Annotated in this window: 17 protein-coding genes and 1 tRNA gene; 7 read left to right on the forward strand and 11 right to left on the reverse strand. The window is 71.3% G+C overall.

The window, feature by feature from the left end; all coding sequences use genetic code 11:
• Positions 1–268: 268 nt before the first annotated feature.
• The 3 genes from J2W20_RS14280 to J2W20_RS14290 all read right to left on the reverse strand — a co-directional run bounded on the left by J2W20_RS14280 (position 269) and on the right by J2W20_RS14290 (position 6,088).
• Entirely contained in the window at positions 269–4,738 is a 4,470-nt protein-coding gene (locus J2W20_RS14280) for an ExeM/NucH family extracellular endonuclease (RefSeq protein WP_307007355.1), read from the reverse strand.
• Positions 4,739–4,930: 192 nt separating this feature from the next.
• Positions 4,931–5,731 (reverse strand): VOC family protein, encoded by an 801-nt coding sequence (locus J2W20_RS14285; RefSeq protein WP_307007356.1) that lies wholly within the window; start codon positions 5,729–5,731, stop codon positions 4,931–4,933.
• Between the two features lie 269 nt (positions 5,732–6,000).
• Positions 6,001–6,088, reverse strand: a tRNA-Ser gene (locus J2W20_RS14290).
• A gap of 71 nt (positions 6,089–6,159) precedes the next feature.
• Between J2W20_RS14290 and J2W20_RS14295 the strand changes: the two genes are divergently transcribed.
• The 7 genes from J2W20_RS14295 to J2W20_RS14325 all read left to right on the forward strand — a co-directional run bounded on the left by J2W20_RS14295 (position 6,160) and on the right by J2W20_RS14325 (position 12,566).
• Complete coding sequence (locus J2W20_RS14295; protein ID WP_307007357.1) at positions 6,160–7,143, forward strand: NAD(P)H-quinone oxidoreductase; 984 nt, start codon at positions 6,160–6,162, stop codon at positions 7,141–7,143.
• A 203-nt stretch (positions 7,144–7,346) separates the two neighbouring features.
• Positions 7,347–9,644: a carbon starvation CstA family protein gene (locus J2W20_RS14300; protein WP_307007358.1), complete on the forward strand. Its 2,298-nt coding sequence runs from the start codon at positions 7,347–7,349 to the stop codon at positions 9,642–9,644.
• On the forward strand, positions 9,644–9,895 hold the full coding sequence (locus J2W20_RS14305) for a YbdD/YjiX family protein (protein WP_307007359.1): 252 nt from the start codon (positions 9,644–9,646) through the stop codon (positions 9,893–9,895). Before J2W20_RS14300 ends, J2W20_RS14305 begins: the two co-directional genes overlap by 1 nt.
• A 90-nt stretch (positions 9,896–9,985) precedes the next feature.
• Entirely contained in the window at positions 9,986–10,633 is a 648-nt protein-coding gene (locus tag J2W20_RS14310) for a proteasome activator (RefSeq protein WP_307007360.1), read from the forward strand.
• An 8-nt stretch (positions 10,634–10,641) separates the two neighbouring features.
• Positions 10,642–11,082 carry a hypothetical protein gene (locus J2W20_RS14315; protein WP_307007361.1) on the forward strand — a complete coding sequence of 147 codons (441 nt, stop codon included), beginning with the start codon at positions 10,642–10,644 and terminating at the stop codon, positions 11,080–11,082.
• 107 nt (positions 11,083–11,189) lie between these two features.
• A complete protein-coding gene (locus tag J2W20_RS14320; protein ID WP_307007362.1) occupies positions 11,190–12,044 on the forward strand; it encodes an aldo/keto reductase in 855 nt (284 codons plus the stop codon).
• Between the two features lie 93 nt (positions 12,045–12,137).
• A complete protein-coding gene (locus J2W20_RS14325) occupies positions 12,138–12,566 on the forward strand; it encodes a rhodanese-like domain-containing protein (RefSeq protein WP_307007363.1) in 429 nt (142 codons plus the stop codon).
• A 16-nt stretch (positions 12,567–12,582) separates the two neighbouring features.
• Here the strand turns inward: J2W20_RS14325 and J2W20_RS14330 are convergent, their stop codons facing one another.
• From J2W20_RS14330 to J2W20_RS14365, 8 genes are read right to left on the reverse strand one after another with little or no spacing between them, the layout of a single operon-like run.
• A complete protein-coding gene (locus J2W20_RS14330) occupies positions 12,583–14,403 on the reverse strand; it encodes a complex I subunit 5 family protein (protein ID WP_307007364.1) in 1,821 nt (606 codons plus the stop codon).
• Positions 14,404–14,406: 3 nt separating this feature from the next.
• On the reverse strand, positions 14,407–14,754 hold the full coding sequence (locus J2W20_RS14335) for a sodium:proton antiporter (RefSeq protein ID WP_307007365.1): 348 nt from the start codon (positions 14,752–14,754) through the stop codon (positions 14,407–14,409).
• Positions 14,751–15,530 (reverse strand): MnhB domain-containing protein, encoded by a 780-nt coding sequence (locus J2W20_RS14340; RefSeq protein ID WP_307007366.1) that lies wholly within the window; start codon positions 15,528–15,530, stop codon positions 14,751–14,753. Before J2W20_RS14340 ends, J2W20_RS14335 begins: the two co-directional genes overlap by 4 nt.
• The gene (locus J2W20_RS14345) at positions 15,527–15,820 is read right to left on the reverse strand and encodes a Na(+)/H(+) antiporter subunit B (RefSeq protein WP_307007367.1); all 294 of its coding nucleotides are present in this window, start codon (positions 15,818–15,820) and stop codon (positions 15,527–15,529) included. The genes J2W20_RS14340 and J2W20_RS14345 overlap by 4 nt, the downstream gene beginning before the upstream one ends.
• A complete protein-coding gene (locus J2W20_RS14350; RefSeq protein ID WP_307007368.1) occupies positions 15,817–16,116 on the reverse strand; it encodes a hypothetical protein in 300 nt (99 codons plus the stop codon). The genes J2W20_RS14345 and J2W20_RS14350 overlap by 4 nt, the downstream gene beginning before the upstream one ends.
• Positions 16,116–16,430, reverse strand: a complete 315-nt coding sequence (locus tag J2W20_RS14355) for a monovalent cation/H+ antiporter complex subunit F (RefSeq protein ID WP_307007369.1) — start codon at positions 16,428–16,430, stop codon at positions 16,116–16,118. Before J2W20_RS14355 ends, J2W20_RS14350 begins: the two co-directional genes overlap by 1 nt.
• The gene (locus J2W20_RS14360; RefSeq protein WP_307007370.1) at positions 16,427–16,930 is read right to left on the reverse strand and encodes a hypothetical protein; all 504 of its coding nucleotides are present in this window, start codon (positions 16,928–16,930) and stop codon (positions 16,427–16,429) included. Before J2W20_RS14360 ends, J2W20_RS14355 begins: the two co-directional genes overlap by 4 nt.
• A complete protein-coding gene (locus J2W20_RS14365) occupies positions 16,927–18,375 on the reverse strand; it encodes an MFS transporter (protein ID WP_307007371.1) in 1,449 nt (482 codons plus the stop codon). Before J2W20_RS14365 ends, J2W20_RS14360 begins: the two co-directional genes overlap by 4 nt.
• Between the last annotated feature and the right edge of the window lie 69 nt (positions 18,376–18,444).

An 18,444-nucleotide genomic window follows, 5' to 3' on the forward strand; every position in this document is an offset into this window, starting at 1 on the left:
TCACCTCCTTGGGGGTCACCTCCTGGGGGTCACCTCCTGGGGGTAGCCTCCTGGGGGTCACCTCCTGGGAACCCACACGTGGTGACCTTCAGGAGGTGACTCCCAGACGATGCTGAGGCCGAATACGACGACGGCCGGCGACCTCCCGTGGGGAAGCCGCCGGCCGTCGTCGCCCGTCACCTTGGCGCGTACCCGGAACACGGAAACCGCGCCGAGATGCGTACCCGAGAGGGATCAGGGGCGACGAGATGCGTACCCGAAACCGGGGTCAGTGGCAGAGCCTCGCGTAGTTCCTGGTCAGCGCCTCGACGGCCTTCGCCGAGCGGTTGCCCGGGTCGTCGAGGCTCTTCCCGAGCGCCGCGCACTGCGCGGACGCGGGCACCGGGGCCGGTTGGTCGACCACGGGGACGGAGATCGGGAGCGCCACGGCGGTCTTCGACTCGAGCGCCGACACCACGTAGGTGCCGCCCTGCGGGAACTCCGGGACCGTGAAGTCCAGGACCGCCCTGCCGCCGGTCACGCCGTAGGTCCCCACGAGGACCGGCTCGCCGGCCGCAGGGTAGTACGTGAGCGAGACCTGCGAGTTCACCGGGCTGCCCAGAGACGTCAGGTCGAGCTGGCCCACCGTGACGGAGAGCTTCTGGCCGGGCGTCACGGACGACGGCGCACCGGTCACCTCGGCGCTGCGCTTGGCGAAGTCCGGGGAGACCGGGGAGTTCGCCGCGAGGTACGAGATCCACGCGTCGCGGTCGATCAGGCCCGAATCACGCGTGTCCGTGCCGCTCTTGAAGACGTGGAAGTTGTCCCCGCCCTGCGCCAGGAAGCTGAACGTGCCCACACGGTACGTACGCTGCGGATCGATCGGGCCCCCGTTGACCTGCACCGACGTGACCCGGTCGCCCTCGGGGCGGGTCGAGTCGAACGTGTAGGTGAGGTTCTTCGAGGTGCCCAGCTGCAGGTACGGACGGCTCGGGACGTTGCCCGCGTCGTCACGCTGCCACTGCTGCTCGAGCATCGTCTTGACCTGTGCGCCGGTCAGGGACGTGGTCCAGAGGTTGTTCACGAACGGCAGGACCGCGTTGGCCTCGGCGTACGTGACCGTTCCATCGGGTGCGTAGTACAGCTCGGCGCGCAGGCCGCCCGGGTTCACGACGCCGATCTCGGCACCGCCCGCGGACGCATCCTTGAGCGTGGCCAGCAGTGAGTCGGCGACGAGACCGCCGAGGGTGGACGACGACGCCCGGTCGTCCCGCTTGCCGCCGGAGAACGCGGTCGTGACGTCCGCGGTCACCTTGCCGATCGGCTGGCTGCCGATCTGGTCGGCCTCGGCGAGTGCCGCGTCGACGATCCCCTTGACCGCGGCGACCCGCGGGTAGGCGGCCACAAGGCTCGCGTCCGCCGCGGTGGAGCGCTTGACGTTGGACTGCGAGTACCTGGTGACCTGCTTCGTTGCCAGATCGACGGTGAGGTCGATCATGCCCACGTTCTCGCCGTAGTTGCCGGTCTGCAGCACGGGCCGGGTCTTGCCAGGCTGGCCGGGGACCGGGCCGTCCCAGGTGTACTCCTTGTGCGTGTGGCCCGTGAAGATGGCGGCGACGTCCGCGGACGTCTGGGTCACCAGCTTCGCGAAGGGGCCGCCTGCGGCGATCTCCGCCTCGAGGGTCGCACCGTCCGGGGTGCCGGCGCCGGCACCCTCGTGGTACTCGGCCACGATGACGTCGGCGAGGTTCTCGGCCTTGATCTTCGCGGCCACCCGGTTGACGGCGTCCGTCGGATCGCCGAAGTCGAGGGAGCTCACGCCGCCCGGTGAGACGAGCGTCGGGGTCTCCTGGGTCACGACGCCGATCACGGCGACCTTGAGCCCGCCAGACTGGACCACGGTGTACTCGGGGAGGGCCGGCGTCGTGGTGCCCTTCTGGTACACGTTCGCGCCGAGGTACGGGAACTTCGCGCTCGAGGACACGCGGCCCGTGAGGTCAGCGGAGCCCATGTCGAACTCGTGGTTGCCCACCGCGCTGGCCTTGGCCTCGAGGGCGTTGAGGACGTCGAGCGTGGGCTGGTCGTCCTGGCTCGCCGAGGCGAACAGGGATGCGCCGATGTTGTCGCCCGCGGAGAGGAACAGGGCGTTGCCGCCGGGCGCCTCGGCCTTGAGCTGCTCGACCGTGCCCGCGAACTTCACGGTGTTGGCGTCGATGCGGCCGTGGAAGTCGTTGATGTTCACGAGCCGGAGGGCCGCCTCGGTCGGTGCGGTGGCGAGGTTCATCCCGAGCACGAACGGGTCGTGGTCGGAGGAGCGGTACTGGTCCGCCACGTAGTAGTCCGTGACGTTGTAGTTGTAGCGGCTGTACTCGAGCGCGATCGACTCGTAGGCGTTGATGTTCCAGACGTCCGCACCGCTGACCGCGGCATCCGCCGCCGGGGAGGCGAGGACGTGGTCGAGGGACCCGACCATGCCGCCGAACGCGTATGTGTGCTTGCCCGTGCGGGCCTCCTGGTCGATGTACCCAGCGTCGGTGAGGACCTTGATCGGATCCTCGAACTGGTAGGCGTTGAAGTCGCCGACGAGCAGGACCTTGTCCGTCTTCGCCGCGGCCTTCATCGTGTCGGCGAACGTCACGAGCGCCTGCGCCTGCCGAGTGCGGGCGAGGTTCGAGGCGCCCTGGCCCTTGTCGGTGTCATCCGGCGTCGCGGCCGAGCCCTTGGACTTGAAGTGGTTCACGATCGCGAGGAACGTCGTGCCGTCGCCACCGGTGACGGGCTTGAACGCTTGGGCGAGCGGCTGGCGTGCGATGCCCGTGAACGCTGCGTCATCGAGGATCACGGAGGCGCCCACTGGCGCTGCGACGGCCTTGCGATAGATGAACGCCGTGCGGATCACGTCCTCCTGTGCGGGGACGACGGCCGGGCTCGGGACGAACGCCCACGTGTCCGGGGCAGCGGCGTTGAGCGCGTCGACGAGGATCGAGAGCGCGGAGTCGCGGTTCTTGCCGAACTTGGACGAGTTCTCGATCTCCTCGAGCGAGATGACGCCCGCGCCGGAGGCGTTGATCGCCGCGACGATCTTGGCCTGTTGGCGCAGGAGGTTCTCCTGGTTCGCGGCGCCGCGGGCGTCGCAGCCCGAATTCACCGTGATCGGGTTGCCCGCGCGGTCGGTGTAGTACGTGCAGCCGGTGAGCGTGTCGCCCGTGGTCGGGAAGTAGTTCTGCACGTTGAACGTGGCCATCGTCAGGTTGCCGCCCACCTCCGCGGGAGCAGCCTGGCGGGTGTTCTCGAAGTGCGCTGGCTGGACCACCGCCGCGTTCGACGGCGTGAGCTGCTCGAGCGGCTGGAGCTTCCACGTGCTGTTGCGGTAGTCGAACACCACGTCGCCCGTGAACGTCGTGGGGGAGCCCACGCGGACCGGGTCCGTGGTCGTCAGGTAGGGCAGCGGCTGGGACTTGTTGGCGGCCGACATGAAGTTGGTCGAGGCGCCGTCGTCCAGGGTGACCTTGCGCGCGGCGCTGTCGGCGACCGCGGCGTTGTATGCGTCAGAGCCGTAGGCCGCGACCGCCGTCGGCTGCACGAGCGCGGAGGTGCCGGCGGCCAGGCCGATCTCGCCGTACTGGTTCAACGAGTAGTTGTCCGTGACCGTGAACGCGCCCTCCGGGGCCACGAGCATGCCCTCGAGCGCCTCCTTGGCGGCGTCGGACAGCGGGAGCGTGAATGAGGTCGGCTTGACCTCGGGGGCCGCATCGGAGAGGGTCGTGAGGCCGCCCGCGGCCACCGTGATCTGGGTGAGGCCGAAGTACTCGCTCACAGCGCCCGTGACCTCGACGTAGTCGCCGCGATGCACCGAGCCGGCCGTTGCGGGGGAGTGGACGAAGATCGCGTCCGACGACGTGCGGTCGCCGGCGGCGGTGCCGCCCGACCCGGGGGTCTGGATGTAGTAGCCGTTGAAGCCGCCGGTCGCGTAGACGGCGGTGACCTTGCCACGCGTCGTGACGGTCTTGCCCGCGAGCGGGCTCGCGGTGCCTGTGCCCTGGATGTCGGCGATGGCCGCCACTCCCGCCGGGTCGGTTCCGGTCCCCGGGTCGGGGCCGGGATCGGTGCCGCCGCCCGTGGACGCCGAGTTCTGCGGCGTGATGGTGGCACTGAGCGTGAAGTCGGCCGAGTTGTCGTCGGTGTCCTTCCCGCCCGTGCGGTTGAGGCTCCGCACGTCGCTGTTGCCTGAGGGCGCGGCGGCGGCCTTGGTCTCGAACGTGTTCGAGGTGCCGTAGCCGAGGAGGTCGGCCACGTCGGGGTTCCCGGTCAGGCTGCCGCTCGGGAGGGTCAGCGCGGTCGCCTTCCTGGCGAGCACGATGGTGCCGGTGGTGCCGGAGGGGTTGAAGCCCGACTGGACGTCGGCGGCGGGCAGGCCGGCCCCTGCCGTGCCGTTCGAGCCGCCAGCGACGAGCAGGTAGCCCCCGGCCTTGATGCTCTTGCCGGCCAGGCTCACGGTGGTGCTCGTGGCCCCGGTGCCGGTCCCCGCCCGGTACTGGAGCGACCACGTGCTCAGGTCGACGTCCTGGGCGGAGGTGTTGCGGAGTTCGACGAACTTGTTCTTGAAGGCGGCTCCGGCGCTGCCGCCGGAGAGATAGGCCTCATTGATGACGATGCCGGGCGGCTGCTCGGCGGCCGTGGCGGGCACGGCGGAGACCAGCGGTGACACGACGGCCACCGCGGAGAGGGCGGTCGCCGCTCTCCACGAGAATTTCCCCATATTCGGTTCTCTTTCACAGGGTGGGTGAGTGAGGTGCTTGGAGCGAGGTGGAACAGGCTGGATCCAACCAGCGGGATATGAACGGAAGGTTTCGCACCGCGGCCCGCGGCATGACGCCGGAGGCGCGCGGGCGGGCGGGACGGGACGGGAGTGGCGGCGCGGCCCCCTAGCCGCGGTTCGCACCCCTGCGGCCTATGCCTGGCCCTCCTGCCCTCCCTGCCCGAGGTCCTGGGTGATGCGGAACACCGCTCCGAACGGGTCGGCGAGCGCCGCCATGCGGCCGAACGGGGTGTCGGCGGCGGGCATGAGCACGGTGGCGCCGCCGGCGGTGGCCCGGTCGACGACCTCGTCCGCGTTCTCGACGGCCCAGTAGACGACCCAATGGGCGGGCACGCCTTCGGGCAGGTCGCGGGCGGCGTCGAAGATGCCGGCCTTGGACTCCGGGCCGTCGCCGTAGGTGGAGTAGCGGAAGTCGGGGGTGTCGCTCATGACCGTGAGGTCCCAGCCCAGGGCCTTCGGGTAGAACTCCACGGCGGCGTCGTAGTCCCGCGCATGGAGCTCGAACCATGCGGGCGTTCCCGGGTCGGCGAGCGCGCCGAAGCCTGTATGGCCCGTGGTCTGCCACGAGCCGAAGGCGGCGCCGCCGGTGTCGCCGAAGACTGCCATGTGGCCCTGCTCGGGGACCTCCATCGGCGGCATCCAGACCTGGCCGCCGGCGGAGGAGACGGCGTCCGCGGTCGCGGCGATGTCGTCCGTCTTGAAGTACACGGTCCACACGTCAGGCATGGAGGCCTGCTCCGCCATCTTGCCCATCATGCCGGCCACCATGGCCCCGTCCTTGAAGGCGGTGACGTAGCCGCCGTACTTCTCCTGGTCGCCGGTCTCGTAGGTCCAGCCGAACAGGTCGGCGTAGAACGCCTTCGCCTTCTCGACGTCGGTGGTCATGAGGTCGGTCCAGCAGGGTGCGCCGGGCATGAAGTGGGGGGTGGGCATGCGAGCTCCTCGGGTCGGTCTGTCTGGATGTCTGCCGAACTAGCCGAACGAGACAGACGCTATGTGGCGCATCCGACATTTTTCAAGGATCGGCGGATCCGCGCGCGGACCGCGCCGTGGTCGTCTGCATCCTCGCCTGTGGATAACGCCGCGCGGCACCCTGATCCCGCGGCCGGCCGGCGCCCGCCCCGCCCGCCCGCCAGCCCCCCTCAGGCCCTCCGGAACGCGGCAGCGCCCCCGGCCGTGGGACCGGGGGCGCTGCGCCTAGGCGGAAGGTAAGGGATTTGAACCCTTGGTACGGGGTGACCGCACACTGGTTTTCAAGACCAGCTCCATAGGCCGCTCGGACAACCTTCCGTGTCCTAGTAGTGTTTCATAGGCCAGTGATCTCGTGAAAACTTCACGCCCCCTGGGGGAGGAGCACCGATATGAAGGCCGTGTTCATCACCGAGCCCGGAGGGCCGGAGGTACTGCAGGTGCGCGAGGTCGACGCGCCGGAGCCCGGCCCGGGAGAGCTGCTCATCGACGTCGTGGCCGCGGGGATCAATCGCGCTGACGTCCAGCAGCGCCGCGGGTTCTACCCTCCTCCGCCGGGCGCCTCGGAGATCCCGGGCCTCGAGGTCTCCGGCCGCATCGCCGGATTCGGGCCCGAGGTCACCCGGCCGTTCGCAGTCGGGGACCGGGTCGTGGCCCTCCTGGCCGGAGGCGGCTACGCAGAGAAGGTCGCGGTCCCCGCCGAGCAGGTGGTCCGCGTTCCCGAGGGCGTGGACCTCGTCACGGCGGCCGCGCTGCCGGAGACCGCCGCGACGGTCTACTCGAACCTCTTCATGACGGCCCAGCTGGCCCCGGGCGAGCTGCTCCTCATCCATGGCGCCACCGGCGGGATCGGCACGATGGCGGTCCAGATGGCCAAGGCCTTCGGCGCACGTGTCGCCGCGACGGCGGGCACGGAGGAGAAGGTCTCGACAGCTCGCGCGTTCCTCGGCGTGGACGTGGCGATCAACTACCGCGAGCAGGACTTCGTCGAGGCGGTCCGCGAGGCCACGGACGGCCGCGGGGCGGACGTGATCCTCGACGTGGTCGGCGCGAAGTACCTCGAGCGGAATGTCGAGGCCCTCGCCCCCTACGGCAGGCTCGTGGTGATCGGGCTCCAGGGCGGGGCCAAGGCCGAGCTCAATCTGGGCACGCTCCTGAGCAAGCGCGCCGCCGTGATCGCCACGTCCCTCCGGCCGCGCCCGGTGGAGGAGAAGGGGGCCATCATGGCTGCGGTCAAGGAGCATGTGTGGCCGCTCGTCACGGATGGCCGCATCAAGCCGCTCGTGGACAAGTCCTTCCCGCTGGCCCAGGTGACTGCGGCGCACGAGTACTTCGACTCGGGCGAGCACGTGGGCAAGATCCTCCTCACGATGTAGCCGGCGTCGCGGGCCGCGCACGACGCCGGCCACTCACCGCGCGCGGGTGCGGCCCGCCGTCGTGCTTCCCGTCGGCGCCGCTCACCGCGTGCTCCCTACCGCTCACCGCAGCGCCCGGCACGGGCCGGACACCGGGGCGGTCGGCGCCGTGCCCTCTGGCTAGGGTCGAGAGCATCCATCACTCTCGCTCGAGGAGGAGCACCATGAGTACCGTCTCACGCCGCGCTGGGGGAGCGCCCGAGACAGGCCCGGCCGAGGGCGACCTCGTCCAGGACCCGGCCCTGCCGCCGGTCGCCGTCGACCCCGCGAGGCTCGAGGCGGAGAGGCGCTGGACCCCCGCCAAGATCGCCCTCTGGACCGCCATCGCGCTCGTGGGAGGGCTCGCGTGGGTCATGCTCGCGCTGGTCCGCGGCGAGACGGTGAACGCGATCTGGTTCGTCTTCGCCGCCGTCTGCACGTACCTCATCGGCTACCGGTTGTACTCCAAGTACATCGAGAAGCACCTGCTCAGGCCCAACGACGTCCGCGCGACGCCGGCCGAGTACAACGCCGACGGCAAGGACTTCGTCCGCACGGACCGCAATGTCCTCTTCGGCCACCACTTCGCCGCGATCGCCGGCGCCGGCCCGCTCGTGGGCCCCATCCTGGCCGCGCAGATGGGCTACCTGCCCGGCACGATCTGGATCATCGTGGGCGTGGTCCTCGCCGGCGCGGTGCAGGACTACCTCGTGATGTTCTTCTCGATGCGCCGCGGTGGCCGCTCGCTCGGCCAGATGGCCCGCGAGGAGCTCGGGGTCATCGGCGGAACGGCAGCGCTGCTCGCGACCTTGCTCATCATGATCATCATCGTGGCCATCCTCGCCCTCGTGGTGGTCAACGCCCTCGGCGAGAGCCCGTGGGGCGTCTTCTCGGTTGCCATGACCATTCCGATCGCGCTGTTCATGGGCGTCTATCTGCGCTTCATCCGCCCGGGCAAGGTCATGGAGGTCTCCGTGATCGGGTTCGTGCTCCTCATGGCCGCGATCATCGGCGGCGGCTGGGTCTCGCACACCGACTGGGGCCAGGCGCTCTTCCACCTCGACCGGCTCCCGATCGCCTGGGGCCTCATCGTCTACGGCTTCGTCGCGGCCGTGCTGCCCGTCTGGCTCCTGCTCGCCCCGCGCGACTACCTCTCGACCTTCATGAAGATCGGCGTGATCGCTCTCCTCGCGGTGGCGATCATCGTGGTGCGCCCCGAGATCAGCGCCCCGGCGTTCAGCGAGTACGCGTTCAAGGACAACGGCCCCGTCTTCGCCGGCGGCCTCTTCCCCTTCCTGTTCGTGACGATCGCCTGCGGTGCCCTCTCCGGCTTCCACGCCCTCATCTCCTCCGGCACCACCCCGAAGCTGATCGAGAAGGAGCGCCAGACCCGCTTCATCGGCTACGGCGGCATGCTCATGGAGTCCTTCGTGGCGATCATGGCCCTCGTCGCCGCGGTCTCGATCGACCGCGGGCTCTACTTCGTCATGAACGCCCCGGCCAACCTCACGGGCGGCTCCGTCCAGCAGGCCGCGGCCTGGGTCAACGGCCTGGGCCTCGCGGGCGTCAACGTCACTCCCGAGATGCTTTCGGGGACGGCCCAGGGCGTGGGGGAAGCCTCGATCGTCTCCCGGACGGGCGGCGCGCCGACCCTCGCGGTGGGCCTGAGCCACATCATGCAGCAGCTCATCGGCGGTGCGGGCCTCGCGGCCTTCTGGTACCACTTCGCCATCATGTTCGAGGCGCTGTTCATCCTCACCGCGGTGGACGCCGGCACCCGCGTGGCCCGGTTCATGCTGCAGGACTCGATCGGGAACTTCGTCCCGAAGTTCAAGGACACCTCGTGGCGCCTCGGCGCCTGGCTCTGCACGGCGGCCATGGTCCTCGGCTGGGGCTACATCCTGATCCTCGGCGTCACCGATCCCCTCGGCGGCATCAACACGTTCTTCCCGCTGTTCGGCATCGCGAACCAGCTCCTCGCGGCGATCGCGCTCGCGGTGTGCCTGGCCATCGTGGCCAAGCGGCGGACGTTCGGCCACCTGTGGATCGTGGCCCTGCCGCTCGCGTTCGCGGCCGTCGTGACCATCACGGCGAGTGCCTACAAGATCTTCTCGCCGGTCCCGGCGGTGGGCTACTTCGCCCAGAATGCCGCCTTCGCCAAGGCGCTCGCTGACGGGAAGACCTCGTTCGGCACCGCGAAGACGGTCGCCGCCATGGAGGCCGTGGTCCGCAACACGATGGTCCAGGGCGTGCTGAGCGTTGTGTTCGTGGTGCTCTCGATCATCGTGATCCTCGCCGCGCTCGTCGCGACGTTCAAGGCCTTCCGCGGGATCGGCGTGGGCCCGGAGGCCGATACCGAGGACCCCGCCGTGCCCTCGCGGGTCTTCGCCCCCGCGGGAATGGTGCCCACCGGGGCCGAACGCGAAGTCCTCGCCCAGTGGCGCGACGCCGGCATGGACACGACGCCGGCGGGTCACCACTGATGTCCCCCTCATCGGCCCGTCCTGGCGGCGCCGGGCGCACGACGGCGGTCGCCGCCGTGCGCTCGGTCCTCGCCGGGGCGCGGGCGCTCGCTCGCGGGGTCATGGGCGCCGACGCGTACGAGAGGTACCTCGAGCACCACCGGGCGGAGCAGGCCGCGGGCCGGTGCGGCGCGCCGGCGATGACCGAGCGGGAGTTCTGGCGCGACCACGCCGACCGCCAGGACGCGAACCCGCAGGGCCGGTGCTGCTGACCGGCCCCCGCTGAACAGGGGCGCCGGGCGCGGTCCCGGCGCGGCACTTCGCCCCGTGGCCCGGCGCGGGGCGCGTGAGAGGATGGCGCTATGACGTCAGCGGGGAACGAGCATACGGACGGGCAGGCAGCGGACCACACGGAGGAACCCGTCGAGGGGACCGCGATCGAGGGCGACGCCGCCGCGGAGGCCGGCCACGCGGCGTCGTCCGCGCAGCAGCCGAGGCGGGCGAACCTGCAGGAGCTCGTGGACGAGCCGGCGAAGGTCATGCGGATCGGCACGATGATCCGGCAGCTCCTCGAGGAAGTGAAGGGGTCCCCGCTCGACGAGGCAGCCCGCGAGCGCCTCGCCGAGATCCACGAGCGCTCGATCCGCGAGCTCGAGGACGGCCTCGCGCCCGAGCTCGTCGACGAGCTCCACCGCATCTCGCTGCCGTTCTCGGACGAGTCGGTGCCCTCGGAGTCCGAGCTCCGCGTCGCCCAGGCCCAGCTCGTGGGCTGGCTCGAGGGTCTCTTCCACGGCATCCAGACGGCCATCGCCGCGCAGCAGGCCGCCCACCAGCTCGCCGCTGCGCAGGTGCAGCTGCGCCAGCTCCCGCCCGGAACCATGATCGCGCCGGGCGTGGTCATCGGCCCGAACGGCGAGCCCCAGCGCGCGGCCCAGGGGCCCGGACAGATGCCCGGCCAGCGGCAGGGCATCCCCCGCGATCCGGACCACGGCCCGGGCCAGTACCTCTGAGCGTCTCCGTGGGATTCATCAAGTCCGCCCTCGCCGGCCGCCGTGACGACGCCGAGCTCGGCAAGGGCCTGTGGCGCCGCGCGCACGACCGCTTCCGCAGGGGCCTCGACCGCTACCACCAGGTCCTCGAGGGGATCGACGACGACACTCTCTACAGCGAGCTCGTGGTCATCGCCGACGGCCTTGCCGACCTCCTTCCCCGGGTGCGGGCGGTCTGCGCCGAGGCGCAGCGCCGCTCCCCGAGCGAGGGGCTCGACGTCCCGGGCGACTACGCGGCCGTGCACCGCGCCCTCTCCCGTGCAGGCAATGCCCTCGCGACCACGGCTGAGGCGGCCGCCATGCTGCGCCTCGCCGTCGGTCACGTGCCCGTAGGGGCGCTGTCCGTGCAGCGCCGGGCCGCGACCGTGCTCGAGCATGTGCAGGAGGCCGAGGAGCTCATGCGCCGCTGAGCTGTACGGCTCCCCGGATCTATTCCGCGGTTCGCGCTCCGCGAAGTCCGCTGGGAAATCCCTTGGAACCGCCGGTGCGCGCGCCCCGCGGTGGCAGGATGGGCAGCATGACTTCTGCTGAGACCCTGACCTCCCCTGTCCTCTCGTTCCACGACGGCCGCACCATCCCGCAGCTCGGGTACGGAGTGTGGCAGGTCGAGGACGACGTCGCCGAGCGCGTGGTCGGCGAGGCGTTCCGGGTGGGCTACCGCCACATCGACACCGCCGCGATCTACGGCAACGAGGCCGGCGTGGGCCGCGCCATCGCCTCCTCGGGGCTGGACCGCGACGAGCTCTTCATCACCACGAAGCTCTGGAACGCGGACCAGGGCCGCGACAAGGTGGCCCCGGCCTTCGAGACCTCTCTGGACAAGCTCGGCCTCGACTACGTGGACCTCTACCTCATCCACTGGCTCCAGCCGAAGCGCGGCCTCTACCTCGAGACCTGGGAGGAGTTCGCGAAGCTGAAGGAGTCCGGCCGAGTCCGCTCGATCGGCGTCTCCAACTTCACCGTCGAGGCGCTCGAGGAGATCCAGCGCGAGACCGGTGTGGTCCCCGTGATCAACCAGGTCGAGACCCACCCGTACTTCCCGCAGGCCGAGCTGCGCGCCTACGAGGAGTCCAAGGGGATCCTGCACGAGTCCTGGTCGCCGCTGGGCCAGGGCAAGGACCTCCTCGAGGATCCGGTGCTGCGCGAGATCGCCCAGAACCACGGCGTGAGCGTCCCGAACGTGGTCCTCGGCTGGCACCTCGCCCTCGGCAACGTGGTGATCCCGAAGTCCGTCACGCCCGAGCGCATCGCCCAGAACTGGACGGCCCTCGCCCTCACCCTGGAGCCGGCCGAGATCGAGGCCATCAACGGCCTCGGCAAGGGTGCGGCCGGCCGCATCGGCGCCGACCCCGCCGAGGCCGACTTCGCCTGAGCCCGGAAGCCTGGACTGAAGCACGACGGAAGGTGACCCCCCTCCGCGGGGCGGGTCACCTTCCGTCGTGCGCCCGGATGAAACGAGGACCCTGTGGAACAGCAGGCTGAGGTGTCCGCGGCGGCGGCCGAGGCGGACGACGGCTGGGCCGCGATCGACCTCCTGCTCGCCGAGAGCCGCGCAGGACTCGAGCGCGTCCAGCCGGAGGACCTGGACCGTGAGATGTCGGCCGGTGCCCTGGTCGTCGACACCCGACCGGTAGACCAGCGCCGCCGCGACGGGGCCCTCCCCGGGGCGATCGTGGTGGACCGCAACGTCCTCGAATGGCGCCTCGATCCCACGAGCCCCTGGCGGCTCCCGGTCGCCGACGACCCCGGCCGGCGGATCGTGATCGTGTGCAACGAGGGCTACAGCTCGAGCCTCGCCGCCCATACCCTGCAGCGGCTGGGCCTGAGCCGGGCCACCGACCTGGTGGGCGGCTTCCAGGCGTGGGCGGCGCACCGGCGCCAGGTTCGGGACTGAGCGCCGCCGCCGCGCGCTAGAGGAGCACGATCGCGCCGGACGCCGCGACGCCCAGCACGAGCCACACGGTGTAGTCGCCGACCCGCCCCGAGTGCAGGTTCCGCAGGACACGCAGGGGAGGGTCGAGGAATGCCAGGGGGCGGCGGCCCGCTGCCGAGGGCAGGCGGTGCCGGTAGAGGTCCGCGGCGGCAACCCCCAGCGCCAAGGCGGTGGTCACGAGCCCCCAGAGGATGCCCGGGGCGTCCCATCCCGACGAGGGGCCGCCCGGGACCGCGCCCGCCGTGCCCGCGAGGGCGGCTGCCACGTACCCCGCCCGGTCCGCGAACTGCCGGGCCGCCGCTGCAGCCGCGTCGGCGAGGCCCGGCAGGAAGCCGAGCAGGGCGCCCGCGCCGAGGAGCGCGGCCACCGGCAGGCTCATCGACGGCGGGACGCGCCGCCGGCCGATCCGGACCTCGATCATCTCCTCGTCCCCGCTCATGCCCTCGGCCTCGATGCCCTCGGGCGGCGAGCCGAGACCGAGGAAGATCCTCAGGCCCACGCGCAGCACGGCGCCGGCCGTGAGCGCAGAGACCGCGATCATGAGCGCCATGCCCCAGACGCGCCCCGACTCGGTCAGGGCATGCTCCGTGATGGCCTTGCCGAGACCGGTCGCGAACGGGGGAGCGCCGGCGAGGGCGGCCGCCGCCACCAGGAAGGCGCCCCCGAGCACGGGCGCGTCGCGTCCCCGGCCCTGCAGGGTGTACTCGTCCACGCTGCCGTACCGGTCGAGGACCACGCCGCTGAGCAGGAAGAGCGAGCCCTTCACCGCGGCGTGCCCGAGGACGTAGACCGCGAGGCCGGCCAGCGCGGACTCGGAGGCGGAGCCGAGGGCCACGAGGAAGACGCCCATGTGGGCGATCGTCGAGTAGGCCAGGAGCCGCTTGAGGTGGCGCTGGATGAAGCACATGAGGGTCGCGACCACAGCGGTGAGGACGCCGAGGACGAGGAACAGGGACTGGATCCCGGCCGCTGCCGGCGTGCCGCTGAACACCGTCCAGTACACCCGGGCCGCCCCGTACAGCCCGAGCTCGACCATGACGCCGGAGAAGAGGACGCAGACGGGGGACGGCGCCACGGCGTGCGCGTCGTCGAGCCAGAAGTGGAACGGCGCCACCGCACCCTTGACGAGGAAGCCGGTGCACAGGAGGACGAACGCGATGGGCACGAGGAGGCTGTGGTCGCCCTCGAGCTGGTGGGAGAGGGCGGCGAGGTTGAGGCTGCCCGTGTGGGCGTAGACGAGCCCGACGCCGGTCAGCGACAGATAGGCGGCGAGCGAGTTGATGATGCCGAAGTTGATGGCCCCGTGGACCGCGGAGGGGTCCTCGCTCTTGAGCCCGGTGAGCGCATAGGCCGCGACCCCCATGAGCTCGAAGAAGACGAACATCGTGAAGACGTCCCCGGCGAACGCGAACCCCGTCATGCCGGCCAGGAACAGCAGCATGAGGCCGTGGTAGTGCGAGCTGTCCGATTCGAAGTACCGCCACGAGAAGACCAGGGAGGCGACCATGAGGGCCGCGGCGAGCAGCGCGAGCCCGACCCCCAGGCCGTCGCCCACGAGGGCGATGCCCACGGTGCGTCCGTCCCGCGCAGACCAGCCGCCCATCCAGTACACGAGCCGGGTCGACGAGGAGCCCGCGAGCAGCACGCCGTCCACGCACACCGCTGCCACGGCGGCGACGACGGCGAGGACGTCGGCGAAGGGCCTCCGGACGTACCTTCCGACCGCCATGAGCGCGCCGGCGGCGAGCACGAGCCCCACGACAAGGGCGGGCATCAGGGCCGCCGTCCCGGTCTGCATGCCTCAGCCCTTCAACGGGCCGAGGTCGTCGGGGTCGATGGCGCGCCGGCGCTTGGCCATCTGGATCACGAGCGCCAGCAGCATCGAGGTGACGGCTGCCGAGACCACGATGTCGGTGAGGGTCAGCGCCTGCACCACGGGGTCGACGACGGGCGTGTCCCGGCCCACCTGCGAGCCGAAGATGGGAGCCAGGCCGCCGTTCTGGTAGCCGACCGCGATGAGGAGGATGTACGTGGCGGACTGGGCGACGGACAGCGAGACGACGGCGTGCACGAGATTCCGGCTCGTGGCGATCCCGGCGATGCCGATCAGCAGGACGGCCCCGGCAACGATGTAGGCGTAGACGCTCATGCTGCTCCCTCCTCGTCCTCGTCCCGCTCGCCGGGATCCTGGTGGGGAGCTGCGCGGATCGCGAGCGCCTGATCGAGGAATCCGGACAGGAGGATGACGACGCTGCTGGCCACCGTCATGCCCACGGCGATGTTGAACAGGGGCACGGTCCCCGAGGACACGAAGTCTCCGAGCTGGCCTTGGGGGATGGCGTTGGCGAACAGGTCCGCCCCGAGCGCCGCGCCCGCGAGGCCGAGCGCACCGAACAGCACGACGCCGAGCGATTCCCCCTGCGCGAACCAGTCCAGCGGGCGCAGCCGCTCCAGGAGCCGGTAGTGGCCGCCGACGTAGAGCAGGTGGATGCCCGTGGCCAGGACCACACCGCCCTGGAAGCCGCCGCCGGGGGTGATCGCCCCGTGGGCCACGACGTCGGCGCCGAGAACGAGCGTGAGCGGGAACAGCACGTACACCACGAGACTCGTCGACTCGAGGGTCTGCCCGCCGCTGCCCACGGTGCGCCGGCGCTCGCGGTGGACGGGCCGCAGGAGGGCGATCACGCCGGCGACGGCGCAGAAGAGGATCGTCTCCTCCCCGAAGGTGTCGAAGCCCCGCTGGTCGAAGTTGATGCTCGAGACCGCGTTGGCCGTTGCGTGCGCGAAGGTCGCGGCGACCGCGAGGTCTCGGTAGGGGTGGCTCGCGCCGCCGAAGCCGGGGAGCTGTGCGAGGGCGGCCCAGAGCATCGTGCCGAGCGCCACGAGCGCCACGCCGAGGAGGCCCATCCGCACGCCGCGGCTCACTGCTCGTCCTCCGCGCCGCGCGACTCCGCCTGCTCCGAGCGCACGCTTTCGATCTTCCGGATGGCCAGCACCACGATGAGGGGCACGACGGCGGTCCCGATCGCCACCTGGCTCAGCGCCACGTCCGGTGCCTGCAGCACCATGAACATCAGCGACAGCACGAGGCCGTAGGCCGAGAGGACCACGGCCTGGCGTGCCGGCCGGCGTGTGAGCACCACCGCGGCGGCGCCGGCGAGCACGAGCGTGAGGCTCACCGCCACCAGAAGGTCCGTGACCGGGGAGCTGGTCATTCGGGCTCCTTCCCGACATCGGCCCCCGCCTCGGCCGCCAGCGCCCGGCCCACGGCGGCGGTGAGCGCCGGCCCGCTCACGGCGAGGGCCGCGGCCGTGACCGCGACGGACGCGCTGCCCAGGGAGACCCCGAATGCGAGCATGCCGGCGACGGCGAAGAGCGGCACCGCGAGGGTCGTCACGGGAGCGAGGAAGTGCAGCCGGCCCAGCGGCGAGCGGGCGAGCAGGGCCCCGCCCGCGGCGTAGGCCACGACGAGGACGGCGAGGGCGCCGCAGACCGCTTGGGCGGCGAGCATCAGGGGCCCTCTCCCGCGCCGGCGTTGCCCGGGCCCGCGTCCCCCGCGGCGGTGGACTCGGGGGTAAGCAGGCGCGTGTAGACCAGGGTGCCGGTCGCCGTCAGCACAGCGAGGACGAGCGGGACGATGAGGTAGGAGGACTGGTTCACTGCCGCGGACAGCGCGACCATGGCCATGATGGCGGAGGCGCCCAGCAGCTCGAGGCCGATCAGCCGTGACACAGCGGTGCCCCGCGCGCACAGCAGCAGTCCCGGGGCCACGCCCACGAGGAGGAGCGCGAGGGCGGCGGCCGCCCACAGGGATTCGGACGTCACTGCTCCGGCTCCTTCTCCCTGAGGACCTGCTCGTCCAGACGGGGCCAGCCCGAGGTGATCGAGTGGACCTTCACGGCCCCCGACTCCGGGTCCGAGGCGACGACGATCGAGCCCGGGGTCGCCGAGAGGGCGACGATGCCGCCCGCACGCCAGCCGGTCTCCCGGGGACCGCCAGCGGGCATGCCGGCCTCGCGCAGTTCTTCCCGCTGCCCGGTGCGCAGCCAGCCCGGCAGGCGGACCAGGTCCGCCACGGTTGCGGCCGGCACTGCGGCGGCCCAGCGCAGCCATCCGCGCACGGGGCGCGCCCGGAACGGCAGGGCCCGGCGGGCCAGCCGCGCCAGCACTGCGCAGACCAAGGAGACCGCGGCGGCCACCGCGGTCTCCACGGCCGTGACGGTCGAGGCCGTCGCGAGCCAGAAGAGGGTGCCCGCGGCCGTCCACAGCGCGTACTCGAGGGCGGCGCGGGCGGGTGCGGCGCGGGACGCCGTCTGCTGGTTCACACCGCCTCCTGCTGGGCCGTGATGGGCCGCGCGACCTCCTCGAGGGAGGTGCGGGAGGCCTCGACGCCGAGGAACACCTCGACCAGGCCGGCGGCGACCATCAGGCCCGCGCCGATGAAGTAGCCGCCGGCCACGGCCCCGACACCCTGGCCGATGAAGCCGCCGAAGAGGAACGGGCCGATGATGCCGCCGAGGCCGGTGCCCACCGCGTAGAAGAACGCGATCGCCAGTGCCCGGGTCTCCAGGGGGAACACCTCGCTCACCGTCAGGTAGGCGCTGCTCGCCCCGCAGGAGGCCACGAAGAACACGATGGTCCAGCACGCGGTGAGCCAGAAGCCGTCCAGCGCCCCCGCCCCGAACAGGGCTGCGACGACGGCGAGGAGCACCCCGGAGCCGATGTAGGTGGCCGAGATCATCACCCTGCGGCCCACCGAGTCGAACAGGTGGCCGAGCGTGAGCGGCCCGGCGAAGTTGCCCACCGCGATGGCCACGAGGGCCCACGGGGCAACGTCCTCGGGGACATGCAGGAGCTTGGTCAGGACCAGGGCGTAGGTGAAGAACACCGCGTTGTAGAGGAAGGCCTGCCCGACGAAGAGCGAGAGCCCCAGGACCACGCGCTTCGGGTACCGCTCGAGGGAGACTTTGATGATCTCGCCGAACCCGATCGAGCGGCGCTGCCCGATCGTGATGGAGTCGTCGACCTCGCCGAGCTGATGCCCGGTCTCCTTCTCGATCTCAGACTCGATGTCCACCACGGTCTTCTCTGCGCCGTCCTCCTGGCCGTGGATGAACATCCACCGCGGGGACTCGGGCACGTTCCGCCGCACGAGGAGGATGAGCAGGCCCAGGACGGCACCGAGGCCGAACGCGAGCCGCCAGCCCAGCTCCGCGGGGAACAGGGCGGTGTTCAGCAGCACGACCGAGAGCATGGCCCCGAAGGCGGTGCCGAGCCAGTAGGAGCCGTTGATGGCGAGGTCCACGAGCCCCCGGCGCCGGGCGGGGATGAGCTCGTCGATCGCCGAGTTGATCGCGGAGTACTCGCCGCCGATCCCCGCGCCGGTGAAGAAGCGGCAGATGTAGAAGTAGACCGGGTTGAAGGAGAACGCCGTGGCGACGGTGGCCAGCAGGTAGAGGCCGAGGGTGATGATGAACAGCCGCTTCCGGCCGAACCTGTCGGTGAGGTAGCCGAAGACGAGGGAGCCCACGCAGGCCCCCGCGACGTAGATCGCGGCCGCCAGGCCGATCCCGGCGGGAGAGAGGCCCAGGCCCGCGGAGGGCTGCGTCAGCCGGTCGCTGATGGAGCCGACGATGGTGACCTCGAGCCCGTCGAGGATCCAGACGGTGCCGAGGCCGATCACGACCATCCAGTGCCATCGGGCCCAGGGCAGGCGGTCGAGCCGGCCGGGGATATTGGTGCGGATGGTGCCGAGCGTGCTCTGACTCATGGTCCCTCCTGGACGAAACCCTCCCGGCGACCCCCGCCAACAGGCGCGCCGTTCTTACCCTCCGCGCCG

Origin of the sequence: Sinomonas atrocyanea (assembly GCF_030812675.1) — a bacterium.
In the GTDB taxonomy this organism is placed as follows: domain Bacteria; phylum Actinomycetota; class Actinomycetes; order Actinomycetales; family Micrococcaceae; genus Sinomonas; species Sinomonas atrocyanea_B.